A 19,074-nucleotide genomic window follows, 5' to 3' on the forward strand; every position below is an offset into this window, starting at 1 on the left:
CCGCAGCAGGCCGCACGCCAGGCTGGCAGGTCCGGCGTGCGGTCGGGCCGCGCCTCAGCCGCGATCGCCCGACAGCTCCATCATCACCGCCCATTCGGCCTCGGTGACCGGCTGCACCGACAGGCGCGTGTTGGTGACCAGCGCCATGTCCTTCAACCGGGGCTCGGCCTTGGCCTCCTCCAGCGTGACCGCGCGCGGCAGCTTGCGGACCGCGCGCAGATCGACGCATTCCCATTTCGGATCGGCCGCGGTGCTGTCGGGATGGGCGGGCGCGATGACCTCGCAGATGCCCACGGCCTCCTTGCCGATGTTGGAGTGATAGAACAGGCCCAGATCGCCGACCTTCATGGCGCGCATGTTGTTGCGCGCCTGATAGTTGCGCACCCCGTCCCACTCCTCGCCGGCCTCGCCCCTGGCCACCAGGTCGTCCCAGCCAAAGACGTCGGGCTCGGACTTGAACAGCCAATATGCCATCAGCCGATCACCTTCTTCCATTCGGTGACCTGCACGTCGCGGAACAGGCCCGCCGCGCGATAGGGGTCGGCCCCGGCCCAGGCCTCGGCGGCGCCCAGGTCGGCGCAGTCCAGGATGACCAGGGATCCGCGCATCTCGCCCGCCTCGATCAGGGGGCCGGCCATGGCGACGATGCCGCTGTCGCGGATATGGGCCAGATGCGCCTCGCGGGTGTCCAGGCGGGTCTGCAGGGCGCCGGGATTGTCCCGGCAGATCACGGCGAAAAGCGGCATCATTCCTCCTTCAGGGGTCGGGCCAGCAGGGCGTCCATGGCCTTTTCCACCGAAACCGCCCCTTCGGCAAGCCGCGCGACCATCCGCGCGATGGGCAGGTCCAGCCCGTCGCGCAGCGCCAGCCGGTCCAGCGCGCGGGCCGTCGCCGCCCCTTCGACCGTGATGGCGTCGTCCCAGGGCGCGGCCGCGCCGATCGCCCGGCCGAAGCGGAAGTTGCGCGAGCCGTCCGAGGTGCAGGTCAGCACCAGATCGCCCAGGCCCGACAGGCCGGTCAGCGTCTCGGGGCGCGCGCCCAGATGGGTGGCTAGGCGCGTCATCTCGGCGAAGCCGCGGGTGATGATCGCGGCGCGCGCGCTGTCGCCCAGGCCTGCGCCGATGACCACGCCCGCCGCGATGGCGATGACGTTCTTCAGCGCCCCGCCCAGCTCCGCTCCCGCCACGTCGGTCGTCCAGTAAAGCCGCAGCACCGGGGTCGACAGCCGCGCCTGAAGCGCCGCGCCCAGGGTGGCGTCCGTCGCGGCCAGGGTCAGCGCGGTGGGCAGGCCGCGCGCGATGTCGGCGGCGAAGGACGGCCCGGTCAGCACCGCGATGCGGGCCTGCGGAACATGCACCGCGATCAGCGCCGAGGGGCCGGTCAGCCGGTTGAGGTCGATGCCCTTGGCCGTGCTGACCAGCGCCCGCCCCGACAGATGCGCCCCCTGTTCGGCCAGGAACGCCCCCATGGCCTGCGCGGGCAGCGCCAGCAGGATCGTGTCGCAGGCCAGCGCGGCCGGGAGGTCGTCGGTGACGGTCACCCCATCGGGCAGGCGCACGCCGGGCAGGCGCGGGTTCTCGCCCAACCAGCCGATCTGCCGCCCCCAGAGCGTCACCGGCCCGTTGGCGGTCAGCGCCACCGCCAGCGCCGTGCCGAAGGCGCCCGCGCCGAGGACCGCGATCATGCCTTGGCCCCCCGCTTGCCGCTGCCCAGCATCGGCGCAGCAGCCTGATCCAGCGGCCAGCGGGGCCGCGCCGACAGGGTCATGTCGTCGCGATGGCCCATGCGGAACCGCTCGATCCCGGCCCATGCGATCATCGCGCCATTGTCGGTGCAAAGCCGCAGGGGCGGGGCCAGGAAGCGCGCCCCGGCCTCCTCCGCGACCTGCTCCAGCGCCGCCCGGATCGGTCCGTTGGCGGCGACGCCCCCGGCGACCGCGATGACCGGGACGGGCGACAGGGCCAGCGCGCGGCGGGTCTTTTCGGCCAGCACCTCGGCCACGGCCCGCTGGAAGGCCGCGCAGAGGTCGCGCCGGTCGGCCGCGCGCAGCCCGCCGTGATCCGCGATCAGCGCGTCGCGGGCGCGCAGCACCGCCGTCTTCAGCCCCGAAAAGCTCATGTCGCAGCCGGGCCGGTCCAGCAGCGGGCGGGGCAGGGGGATGCGGGCCGGGTCGCCGCCCGCGGCCTCGGCCTCCACATGCGGGCCGCCGGGCTGGGGCAGGGCCAGCAGTTTCGCGACCTTGTCGAAGGCCTCTCCGGGGGCGTCGTCGATGGTGCCGCCAAGCCGGGTGAAGGCGTCCGGCCCGTCCACGCGCAGGAACTGGCAATGCCCGCCCGAGACCAGCAGCATCAGATAGGGAAAGCCCACCCCGTCGGTCAGGCGCGGGGTCAGCGCATGCCCCGCCAGATGGTTCACCCCCACCAGCGGCAGGCCGGTGCCCGCGGCGATGCCCTTGGCGCACATCACCCCGGCCATCACCCCGCCGATCAGCCCCGGCCCGGCGGTGACCGCGATGCCGGTCAGCGCGTCAAGGTCCAGCCCCGCCTCGCGCAGCGCCTCTTCGACGACCAGGTCCAGCCGTTCGGCATGGGCGCGGGCCGCGATCTCGGGGACCACGCCGCCGAAATCGGCGTGCAGGTCGGACTGCGCGCTGACCACGCTGGACAGGATGCGGCGGTCGCCCGTGACGACGGCGGCGGCGGTGTCGTCGCAGCTGCTCTCGATGCCCAGAAAGATCGTCTCGGTCATGGCTCTTGCCCGGATCAGGGGGGACGCGTACCCACAGGGGCGTAACACCCGCCCGACAGGATGCCAATGCCGCCCGCGCCCCGCCCGCTGCTGCTGCTGACCCGCCCCGAGGCGGAATCGCGGTCCGTCGCGGCGCGGATCGGGGCCGAGGCGATCATCGCGCCGGTCCTGCGCATCGTGCCGGTCGCGCATGACGGGGCCGCGCTTGCGCGGGCGCCGGGGCTGGTCTTCACCTCCGCGCAGGCGGTGGCTGCTGCGGGGCCGGGACGCGGCCGCCCCGCGATCTGCGTCGGAGAGCGCACCGCCGAGGCCGCCCGTCAGGCGGGCTTTGCGGTGACCGTCGGGCAGGGCACCGCCGACAGCCTCGCGCCGCTGATCGCGGCCAGCGGCGTGCCGCTGATCCATCCGCACGGTCGGCATCTGGCGCAGCGGCTTCCGGCGCCCGGAATGGTGGTCTATGACCAGCAGCCGCTGGCCCTGACGCCCCGGGCGAGGGCGGCGCTGATGGGCGCGCGGGCGCTGGTGGTGCCGGTTTATTCGCCGCGATCGTCGCGGCTTCTGTCGGTGATGGCGCAGGGGGCGCGGGCGCCGATCCGGCTGGTCGCGATCAGCGCCGCGGCCGATGCCGCCTGGACCGCGCCGGCAGAGCGGCGGGTGATTGCCGGTGCGCCCTCGGGGCAGGCCATGGATGCGGCGATTCGTCGGATGCTGGCGGCGGAACAAAGCTGACGACGGCGGGTTGAGCGTTCGGCCTGCGCTGATTAGGCTGCCGTCTGCGCCCGCAGGGGCGGCATCGGCGGCGCAGCCGCAGGACAAGACGGGCACGAGACGGGGACAGGACGTGACGACAGGACAGAAAGACAATTCCGGGACGGACAAGCCGGCCACCCCCGACATCCGGCGCATCCCCGCCCACGTGGGCGTCGTGGCCCATGTGCCCGTCGGTGCCGGACAGCCCGCCCAGGCCGGACAGCCCGGCGAGGTGACCGCCGACCGCTCGGGGCTGGTCGGCGACGGCACCGACGGCCTGCCCGCAGCCGAGCCGAAGCGCGTGGCGACCCCGACCACGCCCCCAATCCCGCCCTCCGAATCGGCCATGCCGAAGGTCGAGCGTCAGTCGCCTCCGCCGCCTGCCGCGCCGGTTTCCGCTGCGCCGGTGACGGTGCGCCGCACCGGCTTCTGGCCGGTGGCGTTCGGGGGCGTGGTCGCCGCCGGTCTGGGTGCCGCCGCGACCATCTATGCCCTGCCGCACCTGCCCGCGGGCTGGCTGCCCGCCGCACCCGCATCCGAGGCGCCTGCCGATCCGCAGGCCGCGCTGGACGCCGCCCGCGATGCGGGCCGCGCCGCGGCCGAGGAGGTCTTGGCCAACCAGCCCACTGACGCGCCGGGCGCCGGTCTGCCGGCCGATCTTGAACAGCGTCTGGCGGCACTGGAGGCGGGTGGCGGGACGACCGATACCGATGCGCTGACAGCGCTGCAGCAGCGGCTGGATCAGTTGGAATCGCGTCCGGGCCTTGATCCGCAGGCCGTCCAGACGCTGCAGCAGCAGATCGAGGCCAGCGTCGCCGATGCGCAGGCGCAATTGGCCGAGGTGCAGGCTCAGGCCCAGTCCTTGCAGGACGCAGCCGCCGAAAGCACGCGCCGCGCCGAGGCCGTGGCCGCTGTCGCCACACTGCAGGGCGCGCTGGATGCGGGCGTGACCCCCGATCAGGCGCGCGAGACGCTGGAGGGTGCCGGGCTGGAGACGCCCGAGGCGCTCCAGGCGCAGGTCCCCAGCCTGACCGAGCTGCAGGCCGATTTCCCCGAGGCCGCGCGCGGCGCGCTGCGCGCCACCCTGCGCGAGTCCAGCGCCAGCGGCGAGGGGAACCTGCTGACGAACTTCCTGCGCGCTCAGACCGGCGCACGCTCGGTCGAGCCGCGCGAGGGCGACGATGCCGATGCGGTCCTGTCGCGCGCCGATGCCGACATGGCCGCGGGCCGCGTCGAGGCGGCGCTGGAGCAGCTGTCGGCCCTGCCGCCCGCCGCGGCCGAGGCCCCCGCCATGGCCGACTGGCTGTCGCGCGCAACCGCCTATTCCCAGGCACGGGCGGCGCTGACCGACCTGTCCTCGGGCACGAATTGAGGGCCGCCGGATGCTGTTGTCTCTGCTGAAAATCCTGTTCTTCTTCGCGGTCGTCCTGGCGCTGGCCCTGGGCGCGGTGCAGCTGTCGGAAACCGGTCAGGTGCTGCGCCTGGAATATGGCGGGATGGAATATGCGCTCTCGCCGCTCAAGGCGCTGATCGCGCTGCTGGTGCTGATGGTCGCGGCCTGGGTGATCTTCAAGCTGCTGGGCCTGGCCATCGCGGTGCTGCGCTTTCTGGTGGGCGACGAAACCGCCATCAACCGCCACTTCGCCCGCTCGCGCGAGCGCAAGGGTTATGCCGCCTTTGGCGAGGGAATGCTGGCCGTCGCGTCAGGCGAGGGCAAGCTGGCGCAGGACAAGGCCGTGAAGGCCGCGAAATACCTCAACCGTCCGCACCTGACCAATCTGCTGGCCGCCCAGGCCGCCGAGGTGTCGGGCGATACTGCCCGCGCGGGCGACATCTATCGCAGCCTGCTGGACGACGACCGCACGCGCTTCGTCGGCATCCGCGGTCTGATGCGCCAGAAGCTGGCCGAGGGCGACACGCAAAAGGCGCTGCTGCTGGCGCAGAAGGCCTATGCGCTGAAACCGCGCCACAAGGAGCTGCAGGACACGCTGCTGGAGCTGCAGACGCGCGAGCATGACTGGAAGGGCGCCCGCCAAACCCTGAAGGACAAGCGTGCGCAGGGCGACCTACCCAAGGATGTCGCGCTGCGCCGCGACGCGGTCTTGGCCCTCCAGGAGGCCAGCGACGTGCTGGCTGCGGGCAGCTCCATCAGCGCGCGCGAAGCGGCGATCTCGGCGGCCAAGGCTTCTCCGGATCTGGTTCCGGCGGCGGTGCTGGCCGCGCGCAGCTATGTCGCGCAGAAGGACTTCCGCAACGCTTCGCGGATCCTGGAGAAGACCTGGTCGGTGCAGCCCCACCCCGATCTGGCCGCGGCCTATGCCGAGATCGTCCCGGACGAGACGCCGGCCGCCCGCCTCCGCCGCTTCGACGCGCTGATCCGCAAGAACCCCGAGCATCGCGAATCGCGCCTGCTGAAGGCGGAATTGCTGCTGGTCGCCGAGGACTTCCCCGGCGCGCGGCGTGCCTTGGGCGATCTGGCCGAGACCCATCCCACCGTCCGTACCCTGTCGATCATGGCAGCGGTCGAGCGGGGCGAGGGGGCCGATGACAGCGTCGTGCGCGGCTGGCTGACGCGGGCCTTGTCGGCCTCGCGCGGGCCGCAATGGTGCTGCGACAAGTGCCACAACGTGATGGCGGACTGGGCACCGGTCTGCGACAGCTGCGGCGGCTTTGACACGCTGACCTGGCGCGAGCCCGAGACCCGGCGCAGCGCCAGCACCGCCACCGGAGCCGAGATGCTGCCCCTGCTGATCGGCACGCCGCGACAGCCCGAGGCGGAGGCGCCGGATTTGACCTCGCCCGTGCAGCCGCACCCGCCGGGACCCGCCGAACCAGAGGAGCCCAAGGCCGCCGCGCCCGCCCGCCGGGTCGAGATGGCCGCCGTGGCCCCCGGCATGGTCCCGCGCGAGAGCGATTATCGCGTCATCGACGAGCCGTCCTCGACCGTGACCACGCCCGAACCCGCTCTGGCGCCCGTCGCGGAACCCGCGCCGCAGGTGGTCCCGGCCGATCCCGAGCCCGCGGTGACCCCTGACCGGGCGACGGACTCCGAGCCGGTGATGGTGCGCCCCGATGTCGAGCCTGCCGACGCTGGCGACTGGACCGAGACGCCGCCCCGCCGGTGACAGGCCCTGCACCCACGGGGGGCAGCGCGAAAAAATCGCGCGGCCCCCCTTTCCCCGACGCCGGGAAGGTGCTATCCGCCCGACATCGTCGGAGGCCGCTGTAGCTCAGCTGGTAGAGCACGTCATTCGTAATGATGGGGTCGGGGGTTCGAGTCCCTTCAGCGGCACCACGATCATCGCCGAAAGGCCGCCCTTCCGGGGCGGCCTTTCGCGTTTCGGCTGATGAGCGGTGGTCTGGTGGGTGAGGGACGACCGATAAATGGTATGGGCGACGAATGCGGGTCTGCGCCCTCAAGCACGTTGTCGTGCGCGCCCGCAGGTCGCGGCGACACTGGCTCGCTGGCAGTCTTCATGATCAGCAAGCTGTTTTGACGCTATATCAGTGCCGTCAACGCGGACCACGGGCAGGCATCAGTCAACCGACGACCCCGAGCCGCGCGCGGTCCGTGTCCGGACGGTGGTCCGGCGCGATGACGCGCTGACCAGACGCATGGCCCGGCAGGTCACGAATGACCCTAGCAGCGACGTCCCTTGGAGGGCCTAGCCTTGACGCCCATCACAAACCGCGGGGCGTCACGAAGTCGCCGCCTCCGCGACTTGCGGCTAAGGTCACGCGCGCCCCGCGCAGCGTTCCGGCGGTCTGCAGGATCAGACCGTATCCAGATACAGCTCCACCGTCTCCTCATCGGAGAGTTCGGCCATGTAGTGCAGCTCCTGGCGTTTGGTCATCAGGTAGTTGTCCACCAGATGCGCGGGCAGGATGCGGCGGATGTCGGGGCAGCGGTCGAAGGCCTCGATGGCCGCACCCCAGTCTCCGGGCAGCTGGGCCAGCTTCTTGTCATAGGCGTTGCCCTTGAACGGCTCGGGCGCGACCAGCTTCTCCTCCAGCCCGTTCAGCGCGGCGCCCAGGATGGCCGCGATGGTCAGGTAGGGGTTCACGTCGCCGCCGGCCACGCGATGCTCGATCCGCCGGGCCTTGGGGCCGGAGGAAGGGATGCGGATGGCTGCGGTGCGGTTCTCGTAGGCCCAACCGATGCCGGTCGGCGCATGCGCATTGGGCACCAGCCGATCATAGCTGTTCTCGTGCGGGGCGAACAGCAGCGTCGAGCCGGGCATGGCGCGCAGGCAGCCCGCCACGGCATGGCGCAGCGCCTCGGTGCCCTCCTCGCCGCCATTGTCGAAGATGTTGCGCCCCGACCGGTCCAGGATTGAGAAATGCATGTGCATCCCGTTGCCCGAGAAGGTCTCGTAGGGCTTGGCCATGAAGCTGGCCGCGAAGCCGTAGGTCCGGGCGATGCCCTTGACCAGCATTTTGAAGAGCCAGGTGTCGTCGGCGGCCTTCAGCGGATCGGCCTGATGCATCAGGTTGATCTCGAATTGGCCCGGCCCCGCCTCGGAGATGGCGGTGTCGGCCGGGATGTCCATCGATTCGCAGGCGTCGTAAAGCGTGGTGAAGAACTGGTCGAACGCGTCCAGCGCGCGCAGCGACAGGACCTCGCCGCCGGTCCGGCGCTTGCCCGAACGCGGGCTGGGCGGCACGCGCAGGGTCTTGCCGCTGTCGTCGATCAGAAAGAATTCCAGCTCGGTCGCGACCACGGGGGTCAGGCCCGCGGCCTTGTAGCGGTCGGCGACGCGCGCCAGCGCCTGGCGCGGATCGCCCTCGTATGGGCGGCCGTCGGGATGGAACATCCACAGCGGCAGCAGGCCGGTGGGCGCGTCCAGCCAAGGCATGGGCAGAAAGCCCCGCTCGGTCGGCAGCAGCAGCCCGTCCGGATCGCCCGATTCGAAGACCAGCGGGCTGTCCTCGACGTCCTCGCCCCAGATGTCCAGGTTCAGCACGGAATAGGGAAACTTGGTCCCCTCCTCCAGCAGCTTGCCGGCGTATCGTGCGGGAATGCGCTTGCCGCGTGCGACCCCGTTCAGGTCGGCTGCCGCCACGCGGATCGTCTTGACCTCGGGGTGTTCGCGCAGCCATTCCATGGGATCATCTCATCAGCTGGGGACGGTATCGGACGCGGGAGGCCGCGCCGGGCAGGTGCCGGTTCAGCCGCCGGTTCACCCTGCCGAAGAGCCAGATCAAAGCCAAGGTGGCGGCGATGAAGTAAGCGGCGGCAATGGGATAGGCCACGAAGGGGTTGAAGGTCCGGTCCGCGAAGTAGCTGGCGTAGTAGAGCGCGTCGCCCTTCTGCTGGAAGGCCGGAAAACCCGAGAAATAGACCAGCGTCGTGGCATGGAACAGGAAGATCGCCTCGTTCGTGTAGCTGGGCCAGGCCAGGCGCAGCATGGTCGGCCAGACGACGCGCCGGAAGCGCTTCCAGCCCGTCAGGCCGTAGGCGTCGGCGGCCTCGACCTCGCCCCGGGGGACGGACATCAGCGCGCCGTGAAAGATCTGCGCGCTGTAGGCGGCGGTGTTCAGGATCAGCACGATCAGCGCCCCCGCCCAGGCCCGCGTCAGCCAGCTGGTCTGGACGGTGATGCCCATGACCTCGACGCCCGCGCGGGGCAGCAGGACCAGCGCCTCGTAGGCGATGAAGAACTGGATGAAGAGGGGGCTGCCCCGGAAGACGAAGATGAAGGCATCGGCCGGCCTGCGCAGCCACGGGTTGCCGCTGGCCTTGGCCAAGGCCACGCCCGTCGCGATGAAGAAGCCCACCGACAGCGCCAGCACCGCGAAATAGACGTTCCAGATCAGCCCCGAGCCGATCAGGACCGCCTGCTGGCACAGGTCATAGCCCTCGCGCGGCAGCAGCCGCTCGCCATAGCCGATCGAGCGCAGGGCATAGGCCTGGATGGTCTCCATGCAGCTCATGCCGGGGCTCCCTTGCGCAGGGCCTCGCCGCCAAGCGTCGCCTGCCCGCGCGACAGCCGCCGCGTGACGCGGCCCAGCACGCGTTCCGAGATCCAGGTCATGCCCAGATAGAACACCAGGATGCCCAAGAAGTAGTACAGCCGCCAGTCGGGATGCGGATAGCTGAAGGCGCTGGTCTTGGAGCCGCCCAGCTCGCGCGCCCAGTAGACGATGTCCTCGACCCCCAGCAGGAACAGGAGCGGCGTGGCCTTGATCAGGATCATCCATAGGTTCGACAGGCCCGGCAGGGCATAGGTCCACATCTGCGGGATCAGCACGCGGCGGTTCACCTGGGCGGGCGACATGCCGTAGGCCTCGGCCGTCTCCAGCTGGGCGCGGGGCACGGCCGCCATGGCGCCCGACAGCACGTTGGCGGCAAAGGCGCCGAAGACGATGGAGAAGGCGATGACCGCCAGGAAGATGCCATAGACGTCATGCACCCAAGGCGCCGCGTCGTTCAGCGGCAGCTTGGCCGCGGCGCAGACGACGAAGTCGTTGCCCTGGCGTACGGGCGCGTTGCTGTCGCACAGGACCTGATGGCGGAGCCATTCGAAGCCCTGGTCCAGCGCGATCGGCACGAAGAGAAAGAAGATGATGTCCGGCACGCCCCGCACCATCGAGGTGTAGATCCCCCCGAACCAGCGCAACGGCGCGATGCGCGAGCGGCTGGCCATGGCGCCGCCAAAGCCGAACAGCAGCGCGATGGGCGCGGTGATCGCCAGAAGCAGCAGCACCGTTCCGAAGCTGGCATAGAACAGCAGATGTGTGCCCGAGGTCAGGTAGCACGACAGCCAGGCAAGCCCCTGCAGCAGGGACGGATCGGAGCAATATGCGAACATGGGACGTCCCGAAGGGCCGCCGCGGCACGGGGCCGCGGCGGCGGGTCAGATCATTCGAACAGCAGCGCGTCGTCGCCGAACCACTTGGTGATCATCGCGTTCAGGCTGCCGTCCTCCTTCATCGCGGTGATCTGCGCGTCGAACTTCTCCAGCAGCTCGGTGTCGGACTGGCGCAGGCCCATGCCGATGCCCTCGCCCAGGGCGATCTGGTCCTTGCCCTCGACCCAGACCAACTCTCCGCCGGATTCCTCGACGATGGGCGCCAGGAAGTCGCGGTCGGCCAGGATCGCGTCGGCCTCGCCGTTACGGACGGCGGCGACGGCCTGGTCGGGGTTCGGGAACTCGATCAGCGTCGCGCCGCTCTCGGCGACATAGCCGGCCTGGATGGTGCTGGTCTGGGCCGCGACGATGCCGCCCTCGACATCGACGTCAGCCGCCAGCGCCGCATAGGCCGAGGGCGTCGGCGGGGTGTAGGGCTGGGTGAAGGCGATGACCGCCTTGCGCTCCTCGTTGATGTTCATGCCGGCCATGATCGTGTCGTAGTTCGACGAGACCAGGTTCGGGATGATCGAATCCCAATCGTTGCGCACCCAGGTGCAGTCCAGCTCGGCGCGCTTGCACAGCTCGTTGCCCAGCTCGATCTCGAAGCCGGTGACCTCGCCGGTGGCGTCGTCGATGAAGTTGTAGGGCGCATAGGCGCCCTCGGTGCCCATGCGGATGGTCTGGGCCTGGGCCAGGCCCGCGGTCAGAGCCAGCGCAGCCGCGGCGATCGTCAGGGATTTCATTCGGGGGTCTCTCCTGTTGGTTTCTTATGTCGCCATGGTCGCGGACAGGAAGCCGCGCAGACGCTCGGTCTGCGGGTTCCCGAACAGCCGGTCCGGCGGGCCTTCCTCGCAGATCACGCCCTGATGCAGGAACACGACGTGATCGCTGACATCGGCGGCCAGCCGCATGTCATGGGTGACCAGGATCATCGTGCGATGCTCTCCGGCCAGATCCTTGATGACCTTCACCACCTCCTGCTGCAGCTCGGGGTCCAGCGCGCTGGTGGGTTCGTCGAACAGAAGCGCCTTGGGCTGCATGCACAGTGCGCGCGCGATGGCGGCGCGCTGCTGCTGGCCGCCCGACAGCTGGGCGGGCCAGGCGTCGGCCTTGTCGCCGATGCCGACCTTGGCCAGCAGGGCGCGGGCGCGGGCCTCGACGGCGGCGCGGTCCTCGCCCAGCACGGTGACCGGGGCCTCCATCACGTTCTGCAGGATCGTCATGTGGGCCCACAGGTTGAACTGCTGGAACACCATCGACAGGTTGGTGCGCATGCGCGTGACCTGGGCGCGGTCGGCGGGCTGGCGGTTCTGCCCCTGGCCCTTCCAGCGGACGGGTTCGCCCTCGAACAGGATCTCGCCGGCCTGGCTGTTCTCCAGCAGGTTGCAGCAGCGCAGAAGCGTGGACTTGCCCGACCCGGACGATCCGATCAGGCTGATCACATGGCCGCGCGGCGCGGTCATGGAGACACCCTTCAGCACCTCCAGCGGGCCATAGGACTTGTGCAGGCCTCTGATCGCGATGACCGGTTCGTCAGGCGCGTCGGCGGTCCGGGGGGGCTGGTTCTGGGTCATCATCCGCACATTGGGCGTCAAACGCGCGCGTTTTGCAACGGGGTGCAGGGGACAACCTGCCCATAAGGGCAGGCTGCCGCGGCGTCAGCCCGACTCTCAGGCAATCTCGATCGAGTATTTCTCGATCACGGTGTTGGCCAACAGGCCCTCGCACATGCGGGCCACCTCGGCGCGGGCGGCCTCGGGGTCGGTGCCGGTCAGGTCCAGCTCGATCAGCTTGCCCTGGCGGACGCCCGCGACGTCCTTGTGGCCCAGGCCCCCCAGGGCATGGCGGATCGCCTCGCCCTGGGGGTCCAGGACGCCGTCCTTCAGCATGATGGTGACACGTGCCTTCATGGCGGCGTTCCTTCTCAGTTGATCGCGGTCGGTTTCAGGCTGGTGGTGTTCGCGGGCATCAGGCCCAGCCTGCGCGCCACCTCGGTATAGGCGTCGGTCAGGTTGCCCAGATCGCGGCGGAACACGTCCTTGTCCAGCTTCTGGCCGGTCTTGACGTCCCACAGCCGGCAGCTGTCGGGGCTGATCTCGTCGGCGACAATCAGGCGCATGAAGTCGTTGTCCCAGACCCGGCCGATCTCGATCTTGAAATCGATCAGCTTGATGCCCGCGCCGTAGAACACCCCTGACAGGAAGTCGTTCACGCGCAGCGCCAGGCTGACGATGTCGTCCAGGTCCTGCTGCGTCGCCCAACCGAAGGCGATGATGTATTCCTCTGACACCATCGGATCGCCCAGCTCGTCGTTCTTGTAGCTGTACTCGACGATGGGGCGGGGCAGGGCCGCGCCCTCCTCCAGCCCGAGGCGCTTGGAGAGCGACCCGGCGGCGAAGTTCCGCACGATCACCTCCAGCGGGATGATCTCGACCTGGCGGATCAGCTGCTCGCGCATGTTGATGCGGCGGATGAAGTGGTTCGGGACGCCGATGTTCGTCAGCCCGTTCATGAAGAACTCGGACAGGCGGTTGTTCAGCACGCCCTTGCCTTCGATGGTGGCGCGCTTCTGCGCGTTGAAGGCGGTCGCGTCATCCTTGAAGTACTGGATCAGCGTGCCGGGTTCCGTGCCCTCGTAGAGGATCTTGGCCTTGCCTTCGTAAATCTTCTTGCGCCGCGGTGCCATGGGCCCACCGTCCTTTCGCATGTCCCTGAAGGTGCGGCTTACCCCGGATTGCCTGTCGGGGGCAATACGAGCCTTGCGGGGCCGGGGGACGCCGCCCTATCTTCGGGCAGGAGCAGACAGGAGTGTCCCATGTCCACCTTCGACGACCGAGAGCGCGCCTTCGAGACCAAGTTCGCCCATGACGCCGATCTGCGCTTTCGCGCCGAGGCCCGGCGCAACCGCCTGCTGGGCGAATGGGCGGCCGGACAGCTGGGCCATGAAGGCGACGACGCCCGCGCCTATGCGATGAGCGTGGTCAGCGCCGATTTCGAGGAACCCGGCGAGGAGGATGTCTTCCGCAAACTGGAGGCCGACCTGGAGGGCGTCGCCGACGCCGCCACGATCCGCGCCCAGATGGCCCGCCTGATGGACGAGGCCCGCCGCCAGGTCGCCGAGGAGGACTGACCGCCCGGGCCGCGAATCACCCGGCGACCGCCAAGCGATAGAGGTCCAGCAGCCGCGTCAGAACCGCGCCGAACCCCGCGGGGTCCGGCGTCCCCGCGGGCCAGTCGCGCCACAGCACCGACCCCGCGCGATAGCCCTGCGGCAGATCGCCCGGCGGCGCCAGCGGGCAGGGGCCGGGCATCAGCCCCGCTCCGACCGCATCGCCCAAGGCCGCCCGTGTGTCCGCCGCCCGCGCGCGCAGCGCGGCGCGCCCGGCCTCGGGGCCCAGGTCGCGCAGCGCATCCGCCGCCCCGTGCTGCAGCGACAGCACCACCCGTTCCGTCAGCGGATCGACGAAACCCGCGACATAGAGGCCGTGGCGCATGCTGCGGGTGACCTGCGGCGCGAACCACGCGACCCAGGGGACGGCGGCCCAGCCCGGCGCGCCGGTGCTGGCGCGCACCATCAGCGTCTCGGGGCGCGCGGCGACCGCGGCCCGCGCCATCGCCGCCACGTCGCGCCGGAAGAAGGCCGCGAAGGCGCTGCCCGCGACCGTGTGGCGACGCTCGAACGCATAACGCCGCGCGGTCAGCGACAGCGCGGCGTCCAGCGAGGCGGGAGAGGGGTCGGGCGCGGTCAGACCAGCCGCCCTTCCTCCATGGCCGCGCGCACGAAGCCCGCGAACAGCGGCGCCGGTTCGAAGGGCTTGGACTTCAGCTCGGGGTGGGACTGCACTCCGATGAACCACGGGTGGTCGGCATATTCCACGACCTCGGGCAGCTTGCCGTCGGGCGACATGCCCGAAAAGCGCAGGCCCGCCTCCTCCAGCTGTTCGCGATAGGTCGCGTCGACCTCGTAGCGGTGGCGGTGGCGGTCCTCGATCTCGGTCGCGCCGCCGTAGATCTCGGAGATGCGCGAGCCTTCGGTCAGAACGGCCGTATAGGCGCCGAGGCGCATCGTGCCGCCCTTGTCGTCGCCGACCTTGCGGCTGACGGTATAGTTGCCCTGCACCCATTCCTTCAGGTGATAGACGACCGGGGTGAAGCGCGTCTGCCCGGCCTCGTGGTCGAACTCCTCGGACCCCGCGTCGGGCATGCCCGCCAGGTTGCGCGCGGCCTCGATCACGGCCATCTGCATCCCCAGGCAGATGCCCAGATAGGGCACCTTCTTCTCGCGGGCATAGCGGGCGGCGGCGACCATGCCCTCGGTGCCGCGCTCGCCGAAGCCGCCCGGCACGATGATGCCGTGATAGCCGTCCAGCAGATGCGCGCCCTCGCCCTCCAGCTTTTCGCTGTCGACCCAGTCGGCCTTGACGCGGACCTTGTTGGCCATGCCGCCATGGGTCAGCGCCTCGGCGATGGATTTGTAGGCGTCCTCAAGCTGGGTGTACTTGCCGACGATGGCGATGTTCACCTGCCCCTCGGCATGCTCCAGCCGGTCCATCACGTCCTCCCACCGCGACAGGTCGGGGCGCGGCGCGGGGCTGATCTGGAAGGCGTCCAGCACGGCGCGGTCCAGACCCGCGCGGTGATAGGCCAGGGGCGCCTCGTAGATGGTCTTGAGGTCATAGGCCGGGATGACCGCATCGGGACGCACGTTGCAGAACAGCGCGATCTTGGCGCGCTCCTTCTCGGGGATCGCGTGCTCGGACCGGCAGACCAGAACGTCGGGCGCCAGGCCGATCGACTGCAGCTCCTTGACGCTGTGCTGCGTGGGCTTGGTCTTCAGCTCGCCGCTGGCGGCCAGATAGGGCAGCAGCGTCAGGTGCATCAGGATGCACTCGCCGCGCGGCCGCTCATGGATGAACTGGCGGATCGCCTCGAAGAAGGGCAGGCCCTCGATGTCGCCGACCGTACCACCGATCTCGCACAGCATGAAGTCGACCTCGTCATCGCCGATCGACAGGAAGTCCTTGATCTCGTTGGTGACGTGCGGGATGACCTGGATGGTCTTGCCCAGGTATTCGCCCCGGCGTTCCTTCTCCAGCACGTTGGAATAGACGCGCCCGCTGCTGATGCTGTCGGTCTTGCGCGCGGCCACGCCGGTGAAGCGTTCGTAATGGCCCAGGTCCAGGTCGGTCTCGGCGCCGTCGTCGGTGACGAAGACCTCTCCATGCTCGAAGGGGCTCATCGTGCCGGGATCGACGTTCAGGTAGGGGTCCAGCTTGCGCAGGCGGACGGTGAATCCCCGCGCCTGCAGCAGCGCCCCCAGTGCCGCCGATGCCAGCCCCTTGCCAAGGCTCGACACGACGCCGCCGGTGATGAAGATGTAACGCGCCATGAGGCCCCCGTGATGTGCGGTTCAGGTTCGGCCCGTCCGAATGGGTCAGACCACGGGACCGGCGAGATACCCGATTCGCCCCGTGGTCGCAACGGACCGCAAGTGGATCGGGGCGATCCTACGACCGCCCCGTGATGGTGTCTTGATCAGTTGGCCGGGGCGGGTGCCGCCGGGGCCGTGTCCGTCGTCGTGTCCGTCTGCGCGGGCGCGGCCTCCGTGGCGGGTGCTTCGGCCGGGGCCTCCGTTGCGGGCGTCTCCGCCGGGGTCTCTGCGGCAGGGGCCGTGGTCGCGGGGGCCTCGGCTGCCGGTGCCGCGGCCTCGGGGGCGGGCGGGGTCAGCGCGTCGGCCGGCGCGGTTGCGGGGGCCTCGGTCGAAGGGGCCTCCGTCGCGGGTGCTTCCGCCGCGGGTGCGGCCGGGGTGGCCGCGTCCGGCGCGGGCGGGGTCAGCGGGTTGCCGCCGGTCGCGGGCGGCGGGGTATAGGTGCCGATGCCCGGCAGGGCGGGCGCCCCGGCGGGGGCTTCGGCCGGGGCCTGGCCGCCGAACTGGTCCATGATCGAGCCGTTGCTGGCCTCGCGCGCCGCCAGGATAGTCAGCGCGATCGAGGTCACGAAGATCGCCGTGCCCAGAATCCAGGTCGCGCGCGTCAGCATGTTGGCCGCCTGGCGGCCCGACATCACGCCGCCGCCACCGCCGCCGCCGCCCATGCCCAGCCCGCCCCCTTCGGAACGCTGCAGCAGGACGACCCCGGCCAGCAATACTGCCAGGATCAGATGGACGGTCAGGATGACGTTTTCCACGGCTTTCGGCCTTTCATTCACGGACGCGCCTATCTAGTCACCTGTCAGGGTGATGGCAAGCGAGAGTGTCCCATGCCGGCAGTGATGATCCAGGGCACCGGCTCGAATGTGGGCAAGTCGATGCTGGTCGCGGGCCTGTGCCGCGCCGCGCGCAGGCGCGGCCTGTCGGTCGCGCCCTTCAAGCCGCAGAACATGTCGAACAACGCCGCCGTCGCCGCCGACGGCGGAGAGATCGGCCGCGCCCAGGCCCTGCAGGCCCGCGCCTGCGGGCTGGAGCCGGTCACCGACATGAACCCCGTCCTGCTGAAGCCCGAGACCGACCGCGGCGCGCAGGTGATCCTTCAGGGCCGCGCCATCGCCCGGGCCGAGGCGCGCGATTACCAGGCCCTGAAGCCGCGCCTTCTGGCGGGCGTGCTGGAGAGTTTCGCGCGCCTGTCGGCCGCGCATGACCTGGTGATCGTCGAGGGGGCGGGCAGCCCGGCCGAGGTGAACCTGCGCCCGCGCGACATCGCCAACATGGGCTTTGCCCGCGCGGCGGGGGCGCCCGTGGTGCTGGCGGGCGACATCGACCGGGGCGGGGTCATCGCCCAGATCGTGGGCACCCAGGCGGTGATCGACGCGGACGACGCCGCGATGATCCGCGGCTTCCTGATCAACAAGTTCCGCGGCGATCCGCGCCTGTTCGACGACGGCTACAGGATGATTGAGGCCCGCACCGGCTGGCGCGGCTTCGGCGTCGTGCCGTGGTTCGCGGATGCGCATCGCCTGCCGGCGGAGGATGCGGTCGATCTGCGGGCAGGGCGGGGGGCGGGGCTGCATGTCGTCTGCCTGACCCTGTCGCGCATCGCCAATTTCGACGACCTGGACCCGCTGGCGGCCGAGCCGGGGGTGCGGCTGACCATGCTGGGGCCGGGCCGGGCGATTCCGGGCGATGCGGATCTGGTGATCCTGCCGGGGTCGAAATCGACCCTGGGCGATCTGGCCTTCCTGCGGGCGCAGGGCTGGGACATCGACCTGGCCGCGCATCACCGGCGCGGGGGCCATGTGCTGGGCATCTGCGGCGGCTATCAGATGCTGGGCCGGGTGATCGACGATCCCTCGGGCGCGGACGGGGTGGCGGGGCAGGTGGCGGGGCTGGGCCTTCTGGACGTGGCCACGGTCATGTCGCCCGACAAGCGGGTGATCCGCGTGACCGGCACGGCCCTGGGCCAGCCGGTCTCGGGCTATGAGATCCACATGGGCCGCACGACCGGTCCCGACTGCGCGCGCCCCTTCGCCCATATCCCGGAACCCGACGGCGCCACCAGCGCGGATGGGCGGGTGGCGGGCAGCTATCTGCACGGGCTGTTCTCGGACGATGCGTTCCGGGCGGCGTTCCTGGCCCGGTTGGGGGTCGCATCGCAGCCCGGATACGAGGCCGGGGTGGATGCCGCGCTGGACGATCTGGCCAATCATCTGGAGGTGCATCTGGACGTGGCGGGGCTTCTGGCGCTGGCGCGCTGAGCGGCGCGGCGGTCCGGCGGTTGTGACCTTCTGGTGCTGGACGAGGGCGGGGCTTCGCGCTACCTGAGGGGAATGGAACAGATCAAGCCCCCCCTGAAGCTCTATCTGGCCGCGCCGCGCGGCTTTTGCGCGGGCGTCGACCGCGCGATCAAGATCGTCGAGATGGCGCTGCAGAAATGGGGCGCCCCAGTCTATGTCCGCCACGAGATCGTGCACAACAAATACGTCGTCGACCAGCTGCGCGACCAGGGCGCAGTCTTCGTCGAGGAGCTGGACGACTGTCCCGACGACCGGCCGGTCATCTTTTCGGCCCATGGCGTGCCCAAGGCCGTTCCCGCCGAGGCGCAGCGCCGCCAGATGGTCTATGTCGACGCGACCTGTCCGCTGGTCAGCAAGGTCCATATCGAGGCCGAGCGTCATCACGCGGCGGGTCTGCAGATGGTCATGATCGGCCATGCGGGCCACCCGGAGGTGCTGGGCACCATGGGCCAGCTGCCCGAGGGCGAGGTGATCCTGGTCGAGGACGTGGCCGACGTGGCCCGGATCGCGGTGCGCGACCCCGAGCGTCTGGCCTTCATCACCCAGACCACCCTGTCGGTCGACGACACCGCCGCCGTGGTGGCGGCGCTGCAGGCGCGCTTTCCCGCCATCGTGGGCCCGGCCAAGGAGGACATCTGCTATGCCACCACCAACCGCCAGGCTGCGGTCAAGGCGGTCGCGCCGCATGTCGATGCGCTGCTGGTGATCGGGGCCGAGAATTCCAGCAACTCCAAGCGTCTGGTCGAGGTCGGCCGGTCGGCGGGCTGCGGCTATGCGCAGCTGGTGATGCGGGCGGCCGAGATCGACTGGCGCGCGCTGGAGGGGATCGGCAGCATCGGCATCACCGCCGGGGCCAGCGCCCCCGAGGTGCTGATCAATGAGGTGATCGACGCCTTTCGCGACCGGTTCGACGTGACCATCGAGGTGGTCGAGACCGCCGTCGAGCGGGTCGAGTTCAAGGTGCCGCGCGTGCTGCGCGAGCCCGCGGCCTGAG

General features: G+C 70.4%; 20 protein-coding genes and 1 tRNA gene. 7 read left to right on the plus strand and 14 right to left on the minus strand.

The window, feature by feature from the left end; genetic code table 11:
* Positions 1 to 54 precede the first annotated feature (54 nt).
* From AC2SGK_RS01530 to tsaD, 4 genes are read right to left on the minus strand one after another with little or no spacing between them, the layout of a single operon-like run.
* Positions 55 to 474 (minus strand): EVE domain-containing protein, encoded by a 420-nt coding sequence (locus AC2SGK_RS01530; RefSeq protein ID WP_488321833.1) that lies wholly within the window; start codon positions 472 to 474, stop codon positions 55 to 57.
* A complete protein-coding gene (locus AC2SGK_RS01535; protein ID WP_488321834.1) occupies positions 474 to 746 on the minus strand; it encodes a YciI family protein in 273 nt (90 codons plus the stop codon). Before AC2SGK_RS01535 ends, AC2SGK_RS01530 begins: the two co-directional genes overlap by 1 nt.
* Positions 746 to 1,684, minus strand: coding sequence for an NAD(P)H-dependent glycerol-3-phosphate dehydrogenase (locus AC2SGK_RS01540; RefSeq protein WP_488321835.1), 939 nt, complete (start codon positions 1,682 to 1,684; stop codon positions 746 to 748). Before AC2SGK_RS01540 ends, AC2SGK_RS01535 begins: the two co-directional genes overlap by 1 nt.
* Positions 1,681 to 2,748, minus strand: coding sequence for a tRNA (adenosine(37)-N6)-threonylcarbamoyltransferase complex transferase subunit TsaD (tsaD, locus tag AC2SGK_RS01545; RefSeq protein WP_488321836.1), 1,068 nt, complete (start codon positions 2,746 to 2,748; stop codon positions 1,681 to 1,683). The genes AC2SGK_RS01540 and tsaD overlap by 4 nt, the downstream gene beginning before the upstream one ends.
* A gap of 66 nt (positions 2,749 to 2,814) precedes the next feature.
* Between tsaD and AC2SGK_RS01550 the strand changes: the two genes are divergently transcribed.
* The 4 genes from AC2SGK_RS01550 (at position 2,815) to AC2SGK_RS01565 (ending at position 6,793) form a co-directional block, all read left to right on the plus strand.
* A complete protein-coding gene (locus AC2SGK_RS01550) occupies positions 2,815 to 3,477 on the plus strand; it encodes a uroporphyrinogen-III synthase (RefSeq protein ID WP_488321837.1) in 663 nt (220 codons plus the stop codon).
* Between the two features lie 112 nt (positions 3,478 to 3,589).
* A complete protein-coding gene (locus AC2SGK_RS01555) occupies positions 3,590 to 4,870 on the plus strand; it encodes a COG4223 family protein (RefSeq protein WP_488321838.1) in 1,281 nt (426 codons plus the stop codon).
* Positions 4,871 to 4,880: 10 nt separating this feature from the next.
* On the plus strand, positions 4,881 to 6,623 hold the full coding sequence (locus AC2SGK_RS01560; protein ID WP_488321839.1) for a heme biosynthesis HemY N-terminal domain-containing protein: 1,743 nt from the start codon (positions 4,881 to 4,883) through the stop codon (positions 6,621 to 6,623).
* A 94-nt stretch (positions 6,624 to 6,717) separates the two neighbouring features.
* Positions 6,718 to 6,793: transfer RNA gene (locus AC2SGK_RS01565), tRNA-Thr, on the plus strand.
* A gap of 478 nt (positions 6,794 to 7,271) precedes the next feature.
* On the opposite strand, the gene AC2SGK_RS01570 is transcribed toward AC2SGK_RS01565, so the two are convergent.
* The 7 genes from AC2SGK_RS01570 to purC form a co-directional block, all read right to left on the minus strand.
* Entirely contained in the window at positions 7,272 to 8,603 is a 1,332-nt protein-coding gene (locus AC2SGK_RS01570; RefSeq protein ID WP_488321840.1) for a glutamine synthetase family protein, read from the minus strand.
* A gap of 4 nt (positions 8,604 to 8,607) precedes the next feature.
* Complete coding sequence (locus AC2SGK_RS01575) at positions 8,608 to 9,432, minus strand: ABC transporter permease (RefSeq protein ID WP_488321841.1); 825 nt, start codon at positions 9,430 to 9,432, stop codon at positions 8,608 to 8,610.
* Complete coding sequence (locus tag AC2SGK_RS01580; protein ID WP_488321842.1) at positions 9,429 to 10,310, minus strand: ABC transporter permease; 882 nt, start codon at positions 10,308 to 10,310, stop codon at positions 9,429 to 9,431. The genes AC2SGK_RS01575 and AC2SGK_RS01580 overlap by 4 nt, the downstream gene beginning before the upstream one ends.
* A 50-nt stretch (positions 10,311 to 10,360) precedes the next feature.
* Positions 10,361 to 11,095 (minus strand): transporter substrate-binding domain-containing protein, encoded by a 735-nt coding sequence (locus AC2SGK_RS01585; protein ID WP_488321843.1) that lies wholly within the window; start codon positions 11,093 to 11,095, stop codon positions 10,361 to 10,363.
* A 24-nt stretch (positions 11,096 to 11,119) separates the two neighbouring features.
* On the minus strand, positions 11,120 to 11,929 hold the full coding sequence (locus AC2SGK_RS01590) for an ABC transporter ATP-binding protein (protein ID WP_488321844.1): 810 nt from the start codon (positions 11,927 to 11,929) through the stop codon (positions 11,120 to 11,122).
* Between the two features lie 93 nt (positions 11,930 to 12,022).
* Positions 12,023 to 12,262 carry a phosphoribosylformylglycinamidine synthase subunit PurS gene (gene purS, locus AC2SGK_RS01595; RefSeq protein WP_488321845.1) on the minus strand — a complete coding sequence of 80 codons (240 nt, stop codon included), beginning with the start codon at positions 12,260 to 12,262 and terminating at the stop codon, positions 12,023 to 12,025.
* Between the two features lie 14 nt (positions 12,263 to 12,276).
* Positions 12,277 to 13,038 carry a phosphoribosylaminoimidazolesuccinocarboxamide synthase gene (gene purC, locus AC2SGK_RS01600; protein ID WP_488321846.1) on the minus strand — a complete coding sequence of 254 codons (762 nt, stop codon included), beginning with the start codon at positions 13,036 to 13,038 and terminating at the stop codon, positions 12,277 to 12,279.
* Between the two features lie 129 nt (positions 13,039 to 13,167).
* Here purC and AC2SGK_RS01605 point away from each other — a divergent pair, with 129 nt between their 5' ends.
* Positions 13,168 to 13,482, plus strand: a complete 315-nt coding sequence (locus AC2SGK_RS01605) for a DUF1476 domain-containing protein (RefSeq protein WP_488321847.1) — start codon at positions 13,168 to 13,170, stop codon at positions 13,480 to 13,482.
* Positions 13,483 to 13,498: 16 nt separating this feature from the next.
* Here AC2SGK_RS01605 and AC2SGK_RS01610 read toward each other — a convergent pair whose 3' ends face one another.
* From AC2SGK_RS01610 to secG, 3 genes are all read right to left on the minus strand, one after another.
* Complete coding sequence (locus tag AC2SGK_RS01610) at positions 13,499 to 14,209, minus strand: MrcB family domain-containing protein (RefSeq protein ID WP_488321848.1); 711 nt, start codon at positions 14,207 to 14,209, stop codon at positions 13,499 to 13,501.
* On the minus strand, positions 14,098 to 15,741 hold the full coding sequence (pyrG, locus tag AC2SGK_RS01615) for a CTP synthase (RefSeq protein WP_488321849.1): 1,644 nt from the start codon (positions 15,739 to 15,741) through the stop codon (positions 14,098 to 14,100). Before pyrG ends, AC2SGK_RS01610 begins: the two co-directional genes overlap by 112 nt.
* Before the next feature lie 146 nt (positions 15,742 to 15,887).
* Positions 15,888 to 16,538 carry a preprotein translocase subunit SecG gene (gene secG, locus AC2SGK_RS01620; RefSeq protein WP_488321850.1) on the minus strand — a complete coding sequence of 217 codons (651 nt, stop codon included), beginning with the start codon at positions 16,536 to 16,538 and terminating at the stop codon, positions 15,888 to 15,890.
* A gap of 72 nt (positions 16,539 to 16,610) precedes the next feature.
* On the opposite strand from secG, the gene AC2SGK_RS01625 reads away from it, so the two are divergent.
* Both AC2SGK_RS01625 and ispH read left to right on the plus strand, forming a co-directional pair.
* Positions 16,611 to 18,041 carry a cobyric acid synthase gene (locus AC2SGK_RS01625; RefSeq protein ID WP_488321851.1) on the plus strand — a complete coding sequence of 477 codons (1,431 nt, stop codon included), beginning with the start codon at positions 16,611 to 16,613 and terminating at the stop codon, positions 18,039 to 18,041.
* A 72-nt stretch (positions 18,042 to 18,113) separates the two neighbouring features.
* Positions 18,114 to 19,073, plus strand: coding sequence for a 4-hydroxy-3-methylbut-2-enyl diphosphate reductase (ispH, locus tag AC2SGK_RS01630; RefSeq protein ID WP_488321852.1), 960 nt, complete (start codon positions 18,114 to 18,116; stop codon positions 19,071 to 19,073).
* The last annotated feature ends 1 nt before the right edge of the window (position 19,074 follow it).

The sequence above is a fragment of the Paracoccus sp. NIOT.M2S5SZ12 genome, from assembly GCF_057748165.1.

What these genes read in the sequence shown, in the direction of transcription:
- AC2SGK_RS01580 (WP_488321842.1), bottom strand. Translation starts at nt 10,310, where the DNA reads ATGTTCGCATATTGCTCCGATCCGTCCCTGCTGCAGGGGCTTGCCTGG.
- AC2SGK_RS01570 (WP_488321840.1), bottom strand. Translation starts at nt 8,603, where the DNA reads ATGGAATGGCTGCGCGAACACCCCGAGGTCAAGACGATCCGCGTGGCG.
- AC2SGK_RS01605 (WP_488321847.1), top strand. Translation starts at nt 13,168, where the DNA reads ATGTCCACCTTCGACGACCGAGAGCGCGCCTTCGAGACCAAGTTCGCC.
- AC2SGK_RS01560 (WP_488321839.1), top strand. Translation starts at nt 4,881, where the DNA reads ATGCTGTTGTCTCTGCTGAAAATCCTGTTCTTCTTCGCGGTCGTCCTG.
- AC2SGK_RS01550 (WP_488321837.1), top strand. Translation starts at nt 2,815, where the DNA reads ATGCCGCCCGCGCCCCGCCCGCTGCTGCTGCTGACCCGCCCCGAGGCG.
- AC2SGK_RS01535 (WP_488321834.1), bottom strand. Translation starts at nt 746, where the DNA reads ATGCCGCTTTTCGCCGTGATCTGCCGGGACAATCCCGGCGCCCTGCAG.
- AC2SGK_RS01530 (WP_488321833.1), bottom strand. Translation starts at nt 474, where the DNA reads ATGGCATATTGGCTGTTCAAGTCCGAGCCCGACGTCTTTGGCTGGGAC.
- AC2SGK_RS01540 (WP_488321835.1), bottom strand. Translation starts at nt 1,684, where the DNA reads ATGATCGCGGTCCTCGGCGCGGGCGCCTTCGGCACGGCGCTGGCGGTG.
- AC2SGK_RS01625 (WP_488321851.1), top strand. Translation starts at nt 16,611, where the DNA reads ATGCCGGCAGTGATGATCCAGGGCACCGGCTCGAATGTGGGCAAGTCG.
- AC2SGK_RS01575 (WP_488321841.1), bottom strand. Translation starts at nt 9,432, where the DNA reads ATGAGCTGCATGGAGACCATCCAGGCCTATGCCCTGCGCTCGATCGGC.
- purC (WP_488321846.1), bottom strand. Translation starts at nt 13,038, where the DNA reads ATGGCACCGCGGCGCAAGAAGATTTACGAAGGCAAGGCCAAGATCCTC.
- purS (WP_488321845.1), bottom strand. Translation starts at nt 12,262, where the DNA reads ATGAAGGCACGTGTCACCATCATGCTGAAGGACGGCGTCCTGGACCCC.
- AC2SGK_RS01585 (WP_488321843.1), bottom strand. Translation starts at nt 11,095, where the DNA reads ATGAAATCCCTGACGATCGCCGCGGCTGCGCTGGCTCTGACCGCGGGC.
- tsaD (WP_488321836.1), bottom strand. Translation starts at nt 2,748, where the DNA reads ATGACCGAGACGATCTTTCTGGGCATCGAGAGCAGCTGCGACGACACC.
- ispH (WP_488321852.1), top strand. Translation starts at nt 18,114, where the DNA reads ATGGAACAGATCAAGCCCCCCCTGAAGCTCTATCTGGCCGCGCCGCGC.
- pyrG (WP_488321849.1), bottom strand. Translation starts at nt 15,741, where the DNA reads ATGGCGCGTTACATCTTCATCACCGGCGGCGTCGTGTCGAGCCTTGGC.
- AC2SGK_RS01590 (WP_488321844.1), bottom strand. Translation starts at nt 11,929, where the DNA reads ATGATGACCCAGAACCAGCCCCCCCGGACCGCCGACGCGCCTGACGAA.